The organism is Ligilactobacillus hayakitensis DSM 18933 = JCM 14209 (assembly GCF_000615845.1).
Lineage (GTDB): Bacteria > Bacillota > Bacilli > Lactobacillales > Lactobacillaceae > Ligilactobacillus > Ligilactobacillus hayakitensis.
The window spans coordinates 1-558 of record NZ_BAML01000081.1; the positions used below are offsets into that span (position 1 = coordinate 1).

Consider the following 558-nt stretch of genomic DNA (forward strand, 5'->3'; position numbering starts at 1 on the left):
CCACTTTCATCCACTGATGTCTTCACTGTTTCTGGCTTGTCTGAACCATTGTCATCCTTGCCTGCTTCGTGACCGTTTACTGGTACAGTAACGTTTACTGTTCCCATTGATGGATCTGTTACTGTTACTGTGATTGGGCCGTCTACATCCTTACCTGGTGTTACGATGATGTGACCTTGGTCATCAACCTTAACTGGTACTTCGTTTCCATCTTCGTCCTTAGCTGTTACTGTTGTGTTATTTGTAGGATTCTTAACTACTACACCTGTATCTTGCGCGTCATCCGTTGGGTTTACTGGTGTCTTACCACTTTCATCCACTGATGTCTTCACTGTTTCTGGCTTGTCTGAACCATTGTCATCCTTGCCTGCTTCGTGACCGTTTACTGGTACAGTAACGTTTACTGTTCCCATTGATGGATCTGTTACTGTTACTGTGATTGGGCCGTCTACATCCTTACCTGGTGTTACTACAATGTGGCCTTGGTCATCGATTTTAACTGGTACATCATGCTTATCTTCGTCCTTAGCTGTCACTGTTGTATCTTTAGTTGGGTTC

Annotated in this window: 1 pseudogene; it reads right to left on the reverse strand. The window is 44.1% G+C overall.

Annotated features, from left to right (window positions below):
- Positions 1–558: pseudogene (locus tag JCM14209_RS10165) on the reverse strand (hypothetical protein); the annotation flags it as partial.